Below are 1,980 nucleotides of genomic sequence, written 5' to 3'. Positions count from 1 at the left end.
AGCGCCGTCGGCTACCGCGACAACGCCACCATTGACACCATCGCCGACTCCGCCGACCCAACGCGCGCGGTGTCGGCCTGCACGCCGACGCCGCGCCGCTCTACGCCACCTGGCGTCCGCACCTGGGTTGGGGTACCCCGGCCGCGCTGCTGGTCGCCGCCGGGGTGCTCGGCTGGGGCGTCCGGTGGGCCCGGACGGCCGGGTGGGGCCGGCTGCTGGTCGCGGCCTACCTCACGGCGGTCGCGTGGACGATGTCGTTGGCGCTGGTGGACGGCTGGTCGGCCGGTTTCACCCGGCGACTCACCCCGCAGGCCGAATATTTGCACGAGGTGCCCCGAGTCACCGACATCACGGCCATGCTGGCCGGCTTCAGCGCCCGGATCCTCGATTTCCAGCCGCACGCGTGGTCCACGCACACCGCCGGCCATCCACCGGGGGCGCTGCTGCTCTTCGTCGGGTTGGACCGGATCGGCCTCGGCGGCCCCACCGTCGCCGCCCTGGCCTGCGTGCTGGTGGGAGCGACCGTCACGGTGTCGGTGCCGGTGACGCTGCGGGCCCTAGGCGCGGACGAAGCCGCCCGCCAGGTGCTGCCGTTTCTGGTGCTGCTGCCCGGCGCGATCTGGGTGGGAGTCTCGGCCGACGGCATCTTCGCCGGGGTGGTCGCGGCGGGGCTGGCCCTGCTGGCGGTGCGGGGACTCGCCGCCGCCGCGGTCGGGGGCCTGCTGCTCGGCTTCGCCCTCTACCTGTCGTACGGCTTCGTCCTGGTCGGCGTCCTGGCCCTGACCGTGGTGGCGCTGCGCCTGCGGGACCGGTGGCCCGCGTTGCTCGCGGCACTGGCCGGGGCCGGCACGGTCGTGGTCACGTTCACCCTGGCCGGTTTCTGGTGGCTGGACGGCTACCACCTGGTCGTTGAGCGGTATCACCAGGGTTGGGCGGCGGATCGCCCGTACGGCTACTGGGTGTGGGCGAACGTGGCGGCGCTTCTACTTTCTGCGGGTCCGGTGCTCGGGCCCGCGCTGCGCCGCACCGCGCTCGCGTCGGCCGGTTGGGTCCGGACCGCTGCGTTGCGACGGCGCGGGCCTGACCACGCTCCGGTGATCGCCCGGTTTGACGCCCTGCGGGGAGCCGGGCCCACAGTGCTGCTGCCGCTGGCCGCCGTGCTGGGGGTCGGAGCGGCTGATCTGTCCGGGCTGAGCAAGGCGGAGGTGGAACGGATCTGGCTACCGTTCGTGGTCTGGCTGCTGGTGGCCGCCGCCCACCTGCCACCGCCTGCCCGACGGGTCTGGCTGGGCGGGCAGGTGGTCACCGCCCTCACGGTCAGTCACCTGCTCTGGACGGTGTCCTGATCCTCCGGCGGGCAGGTCGACGGTCTCAGGCAGTGAGGGCGGCCGGTTCCCGTAGCGGGTCGGTGGCGAAGGCGGCCACCCCCTCGGCGAACCCGACCCGGGCGGTGTAGCCGAGCAGCTCCGCCGCCCGCCGGGGGTCGGCGACCACGTGTCGGACGTCGGCCGCCCGGCCACCACCGGCGATCTGCGGTGCCGGCCCGCCCATCGCCTCGGCGAGGGCGACGGCCAGCTCACCCACAGTGTGCGGCTCGCCCGAGCAGACGTTGACCGGCACGAGACCCTGCGGTGGCGACGCGGTCAATGCCAGCAGGTTGGCCTGGGCTACGTCGGTGACGTGGACGAAGTCTCGGCGCTGCCGGCCGTCCTCCAGCACCTTCGGAGGCAGGCCCGCCGCCAGTGCCGACCGGAAAATCGAGGCCACGCCCGCGTACGGGGTGTCCCGGGGCATCCGAGGGCCGTAGACGTTGTGGTAGCGCAGCGCCCAGACGCTCCCGCCCGTCTGCCGCGCCCACGCGCCGGCCAGGTGTTCCTGGGCAAGCTTGGTGGCGGCGTACGTGCTTCGCGGCTCGAGCAGCGCGTCCTCGGATACCAGGGCTGACGCGAGGGTGCCTGCGCAGTCCGGGCAGGTCGGCTC

General features: G+C 73.9%; 1 protein-coding gene and 1 pseudogene. One reads left to right on the top strand and one right to left on the bottom strand.

The window, feature by feature from the left end; genetic code table 11:
* Positions 1 to 59: 59 nt before the first annotated feature.
* Positions 60 to 1,346 (top strand): annotated as a pseudogene (locus tag ABZ749_RS34575) (hypothetical protein); the annotation flags it as partial.
* Between the two features lie 25 nt (positions 1,347 to 1,371).
* On the opposite strand, the gene ABZ749_RS34570 reads toward ABZ749_RS34575, so the two are convergent.
* A partial coding sequence (locus ABZ749_RS34570; protein WP_357235480.1) for an NAD-dependent epimerase/dehydratase family protein occupies positions 1,372 to 1,980 on the bottom strand: 609 nt, incomplete at its 5' end.

It is taken from the genome of Micromonospora sp. NPDC047753, from assembly GCF_040642735.1.
Classification (GTDB): Bacteria; Actinomycetota; Actinomycetes; order Mycobacteriales; family Micromonosporaceae; genus Micromonospora.
Note: the sequence above shows the minus strand (reverse complement) of the source record. Positions and strands in the feature narration are given on the sequence as shown.